Below are 4,409 nucleotides of genomic sequence, written 5' to 3'. Positions count from 1 at the left end.
CCGGCCGCAGTTCTATTTCCGGACGACGGACGTGACGGGGGTCGCGGTGTTGCCGGAAGGGACGGAGATGGTGATGCCGGGCGATAATGTGCAGCTCGAAGTGGAGTTGCAGACGCCGGTGGCCATGGATAAGGGCTTGCGGTTCGCCATTCGTGAAGGCGGACGGACCGTGGGCGCCGGGACGGTTAGCGAGATTTTGGATTAATCGATGGCGCTTAAAGATCGCATCCGCATCCGGTTGAAGGCGTACGATCACCGGGTGCTCGATCAATCGACGACGGAGATTGTCGATACGGCGAAGCGGACGGGGGCCCAGGTGGCTGGGCCGATTCCGCTGCCGACGGCAATCAGCAAGACGACGGTTCTTCGTTCGCCCCACGTCGATAAGAAGTCGCGGGAGCAGTTCGAGATCCGGACGCACAAGCGGTTGCTGGATATTCTCGAGCCCACGCAGCAGACGGTTGACGCGCTGATGAAGCTCGATCTTCCGGCGGGCGTGGATGTCGAGATCAAGGCGTTCGGCAAGGGTCAGCCGTCGAAGTAACCGCTTACTGACGTGCGCGGCTCAGTAATCGAGTATGTTACGGAGCGGTTGGCGCTCAGTACGTTACTGAGCCGCGACGGTGACGGAGCGGTTAGAAGCAAGTGACAAGAGTTTTCGAAAAGAGCAAGCAGGTGAATCGATGATTCCAGGGATTCTGGGCAAAAAAATCGGGATGACGCAGGTGTTTCGGGCCGACGGCGTAGCAGTTCCAGTGACGCTGCTCAAAGCCGGACCTTGCATGGTGACGCAGCGCAAGACGCCGACCGCGGACGGCTACAACGCCGTGCAGTTGGGTCTGGTCGAGTTCGTGAAAGCGTCGCGCATCAACCGTCCGCAAACCGGCCATCTGAAGAAAGCCGGTGTGGAAGGCGCGAAGTTTCTGCGTGAGTTCCGCATGCGCCCGGGCGATGGCGATCTGAAGCCCGGCGATAAGGTGCTGGTCAGCGATTTCAAGCCGAGCGATAAGGTCGACGTGATCGGCGTTTCGAAGGGCCGCGGATTTGCGGGCGTCGTGCGCCGGCATCATTTCGGGGGCGGCGAAGGGTCGCACGGTTCGATGTTTCACCGCGCGCCGGGTTCGATCGGCGCTTCGAGTTTCCCGTCACGCGTCATGCCCGGCATGCGTATGGGCGGCCAGATGGGCAATGAGCAGGTCACCGTGCGCAACCTCGAAGTCATCGATATCGATACGGAGGACAACGTACTGGTGGTGAAGGGCGCGGTCCCGGGACCGAATGGAGCTTATGTGGTGGTGCGGAGGGCGAAGCGCTAATGCCCAGAGTTGACGTGATGGATTTAGAGAACGCGAAAGTCGGCGAGATCGATCTCGCGGACGCCGTGTTCGGCGCGGAAGTGAACGAACATCTGATCTACGAGGCGGTGCGGCAGTATCGCGCGAGCGAGCGCAGCGGAACGGCTTCGACGAAAGTGCGCGGATCGGTAGCGGGATCCGGCAAGAAGCTGTGGAAGCAGAAAGGGACCGGCCGCGCCCGCATGGGTTCGGTGCGCAGTCCGCTCTGGCGGCATGGCGGTACGGTACATGGACCGCAACCGCGCGATTACTCCTATGAGCTGCCGCGCAAGATGGCGGCGGGCGCGCTGCGCTCGGCGTTGTCGGCTAAGCTTCGCGATGGTGAGCTGACCGTGGTGCGCGAGTTTCAGTTCGCCGATCACAAGACGAAAAACGTGAAGGCGGCGCTTAACAAGTTCGATGCGCGCAAAGTGCTGTTCGTGGAAGCCGGCGAGAACCGCAACCTGGAACTCGGCGCGCGCAATCTGCAGGGCGTGACGGTGCTGGCGAGCCGGTTCGTGACCGTCTATCACCTGCTCGATGCGCAGCGCGTGTTGTTGAGCGAGCAGGCCGCGCAGAAGCTGGCCACCGGGCTCGATCCGAAACGCGCGAAAACGCCAAAACCCCAGGCAGGTGAACAGGCATGACGATCTACGAAGTCATCAAGCGTCCGCTGGTCACGGAAAAAGGCCACGACATGAAGGAAAACAACCGCACGCTGACGTTCGAAGTGGCGGCGGCGGCGAATAAGACGCAGATCCGCCAGGCGGTGAATAAGCTGTTCAACGTCAAGGTGGAAGATGTGCGGACATCGAATTTCGAAGGCAAGCTGCGGCGCCGCGGAAAGTTCAGCGGCTATCGTTCGGATTGGAAAAAGGCTTACGTGAAACTCGAAGCGGGTCAAAAGATCCCCGAGTTCACGGAGATGTAGGCGAGGGACCAGGAAGATGGCAATCAAAAATTATCGGCCGTTTACTCCCAGCCGTCGCTTCATGACGACGGTTTCGCGCGAGGACATCAGCACGGACCGGCCGGAGAAATCGCTCGTCGAGCCGAAGAAGCGCACCGGCGGCCGTAATTCGACCGGACGCGTCACCAGCCGTTTTATCGGCGGCGGACACAAGCAGAGCTACCGCGTGATCGATTTCAAGCGCGACAAGCATGGCGTTCCGGCGACGGTGGCCGCGATCGAATACGATCCCAACCGTTCGGCCCGCATCGCGCTGCTGCATTATAAGGACGGCGAGAAGCGCTACATCCTTCAGCCCGAAGGTCTGAAGGTCGGGATGACGGTGCAATCCGGTCCCGAAGCCGATATTCTGGTGGGCAATTCCCTGCCCCTGAAAAACATTCCGGCCGGCACGGTGGTACACAATATTGAACTGCGGCCGGGCAAGGGCGCGCAGATGGCGCGGTCGGCCGGAACGCAGGCGCAGCTGGTATCGCGCGAAGGCGCGGTGGCGCTCTTGAAGCTTCCCTCGGGCGAGACGCGCCGCGTGCCGAGCGATTGCGCGGCAACCATTGGCGTAGTGGGAAATTCCGATCACGAAAACGTGTCGCTCGGTAAAGCCGGACGGTCGCGCTGGCTGGGACGCATGCCGCACAACCGCGGGGTTTCGATGAATCCGGTGGATCACCCGCACGGCGGCGGTGAAGGCAAGACTTCGGGCGGACGCCATCCGGTGACGCCATGGGGTCAGCCGACGCGCGGCTATAAGACTCGCAACAACAAACGTACGGATCGCTTTATCGTGAGCCGTAAAGCCAAGAAGCGTTAGAGATGACGCGGTAGGAAACTGAATGGGACGCTCACTCAAGAAAGGGCCGTTTACAGACGGCCATCTGGAAAAAAAGCTCGACGCGTTGAACGCCAAAAACGAGCGCAAGGTGATTCGCACCTGGAGCCGCCGCTCGACCGTGCTGCCTGAGTTCGTGGGCCACACCATCGCGGTCCACAACGGCAAGAAGTTCATTCCGGTGTATGTGACCGAGAACATGGTCGGCCACAAGCTGGGTGAATTCTCGCCCACCCGCACGTTCAAGGGTCACTCCGCGAAAGCGGCGACCGAGAAAGGCGCGAAGTAAATGCTGGCGAAAGCGGAAGCGCGTTACGTCAAGATATCGGCGCAGAAGGCGCGCCTGGTGATCGATCTGATTCGCGGCCTGCGTGCCGGCGATGCCATTCAGGTCTTGAAAGTCACCAACAAGCGCATTGCGCCCTCGGTGGAAAAAGTGCTGCGCTCGGCCATTGCCAACGCGCAGAACCTGGACGACAGCCTGGATACGGACGAACTGGTGGTGGCCGAAGCGTATGTGAACGAAGGTCCGCGCATGAAGCGCATTCGTCCGGCTCCGATGGGCCGCGCCTATCGCTATCAGCGCCGCATGTCGCACATCGTCGTGAAGGTTTCCGACGGAGTGCGGCCGTTCAAAGGGCAGTAGGAAAAAGGGAAAAGAGTTTCGATGGGACAGAAAGTACATCCATACGGTTTCCGGCTCGGGTTCAACAAGCCCTGGCGCTCGCGCTGGTTTGCGGGCGCGGATTACGCCAAGCTGCTGCGTGAAGATCTGGAGCTGAAAGAGAACCTGCGCGGGCGATTGAAATCCGCCGGCGTCAGCTCGATCGAAGTCGACCGGCCCGGCAACAAGCTGCGGGTCACCATCCGCACGTCGCGTCCCGGCATCATCATCGGCCGCAAAGGCGCGGAAATCGAGAAGCTGAAGTCGGAGCTCGCCAAGAAAACCAAGCGCGAAGTTTTCATCGATATCAACGAGGTTCACAAGCCTGAACTGGATGCCCAGCTGGTTTCGGAATCGATCGCGCTGCAGCTCGAAAAGCGCGTGGCGTTCCGGCGCGCGATGCGTAAGGCGGTCGATTCGGCGCTGCGTTTCGGTTGCAAGGGAATCAAGGTGCGCGTATCGGGCCGGTTGAATGGCGCCGAGATCGCGCGCTCGGAATGGTATCTGCAAGGCCAGCTGCCGCTGCATACGCTGCGCGCGGACATCGATTACGGATTTGCGGAAGCGCATACCACGTACGGCGTCATTGGAGTCAAGTGCTGGTTGTATAAGGGT

The 4,409-nt window shown here is 60.8% G+C and carries 8 protein-coding genes and 1 pseudogene; all 9 read left to right on the top strand.

Annotated features, from left to right (window positions below; translation table 11 throughout):
- A pseudogene (gene tuf, locus H1Y01_RS12905) lies at positions 1-205 on the top strand (elongation factor Tu); the annotation flags it as partial.
- A gap of 3 nt (positions 206-208) precedes the next feature.
- A complete protein-coding gene (rpsJ, locus tag H1Y01_RS12900; protein ID WP_180540928.1) occupies positions 209-544 on the top strand; it encodes a 30S ribosomal protein S10 in 336 nt (111 codons plus the stop codon).
- Positions 545-683: 139 nt separating this feature from the next.
- Positions 684-1,316 carry a 50S ribosomal protein L3 gene (gene rplC, locus H1Y01_RS12895; RefSeq protein WP_180540927.1) on the top strand — a complete coding sequence of 211 codons (633 nt, stop codon included), beginning with the start codon at positions 684-686 and terminating at the stop codon, positions 1,314-1,316.
- Entirely contained in the window at positions 1,316-1,981 is a 666-nt protein-coding gene (gene rplD / locus H1Y01_RS12890; RefSeq protein WP_180540926.1) for a 50S ribosomal protein L4, read from the top strand. Before rplC ends, rplD begins: the two co-directional genes overlap by 1 nt.
- Positions 1,978-2,265, top strand: coding sequence for a 50S ribosomal protein L23 (locus H1Y01_RS12885; protein ID WP_180540925.1), 288 nt, complete (start codon positions 1,978-1,980; stop codon positions 2,263-2,265). Before rplD ends, H1Y01_RS12885 begins: the two co-directional genes overlap by 4 nt.
- A 16-nt stretch (positions 2,266-2,281) precedes the next feature.
- The gene (rplB, locus tag H1Y01_RS12880) at positions 2,282-3,112 is read left to right on the top strand and encodes a 50S ribosomal protein L2 (protein WP_180540924.1); all 831 of its coding nucleotides are present in this window, start codon (positions 2,282-2,284) and stop codon (positions 3,110-3,112) included.
- Positions 3,113-3,134: 22 nt separating this feature from the next.
- Positions 3,135-3,419 (top strand): 30S ribosomal protein S19, encoded by a 285-nt coding sequence (gene rpsS, locus H1Y01_RS12875; protein WP_180540923.1) that lies wholly within the window; start codon positions 3,135-3,137, stop codon positions 3,417-3,419.
- Positions 3,420-3,776 (top strand): 50S ribosomal protein L22, encoded by a 357-nt coding sequence (gene rplV, locus H1Y01_RS12870; protein WP_180540922.1) that lies wholly within the window; start codon positions 3,420-3,422, stop codon positions 3,774-3,776.
- A gap of 21 nt (positions 3,777-3,797) precedes the next feature.
- Positions 3,798-4,409: 30S ribosomal protein S3 (gene rpsC / locus H1Y01_RS12865; RefSeq protein ID WP_180540921.1), on the top strand; the 612-nt coding region annotated here is incomplete at its 3' end.

This window comes from Nevskia soli (assembly GCF_903970205.1).
In the GTDB taxonomy this organism is placed as follows: domain Bacteria; phylum Acidobacteriota; class Terriglobia; order Bryobacterales; family Bryobacteraceae; genus Bog-113.
This window is presented reverse-complemented; position numbering and strand designations above follow the sequence as displayed.

What these genes read in the sequence shown, in the direction of transcription:
- rpsS (WP_180540923.1), top strand. Translation starts at nt 3,135, where the DNA reads ATGGGACGCTCACTCAAGAAAGGGCCGTTTACAGACGGCCATCTGGAA.
- rplD (WP_180540926.1), top strand. Translation starts at nt 1,316, where the DNA reads ATGCCCAGAGTTGACGTGATGGATTTAGAGAACGCGAAAGTCGGCGAG.
- rplV (WP_180540922.1), top strand. Translation starts at nt 3,420, where the DNA reads ATGCTGGCGAAAGCGGAAGCGCGTTACGTCAAGATATCGGCGCAGAAG.
- H1Y01_RS12885 (WP_180540925.1), top strand. Translation starts at nt 1,978, where the DNA reads ATGACGATCTACGAAGTCATCAAGCGTCCGCTGGTCACGGAAAAAGGC.
- rpsJ (WP_180540928.1), top strand. Translation starts at nt 209, where the DNA reads ATGGCGCTTAAAGATCGCATCCGCATCCGGTTGAAGGCGTACGATCAC.
- rplB (WP_180540924.1), top strand. Translation starts at nt 2,282, where the DNA reads ATGGCAATCAAAAATTATCGGCCGTTTACTCCCAGCCGTCGCTTCATG.
- rplC (WP_180540927.1), top strand. Translation starts at nt 684, where the DNA reads ATGATTCCAGGGATTCTGGGCAAAAAAATCGGGATGACGCAGGTGTTT.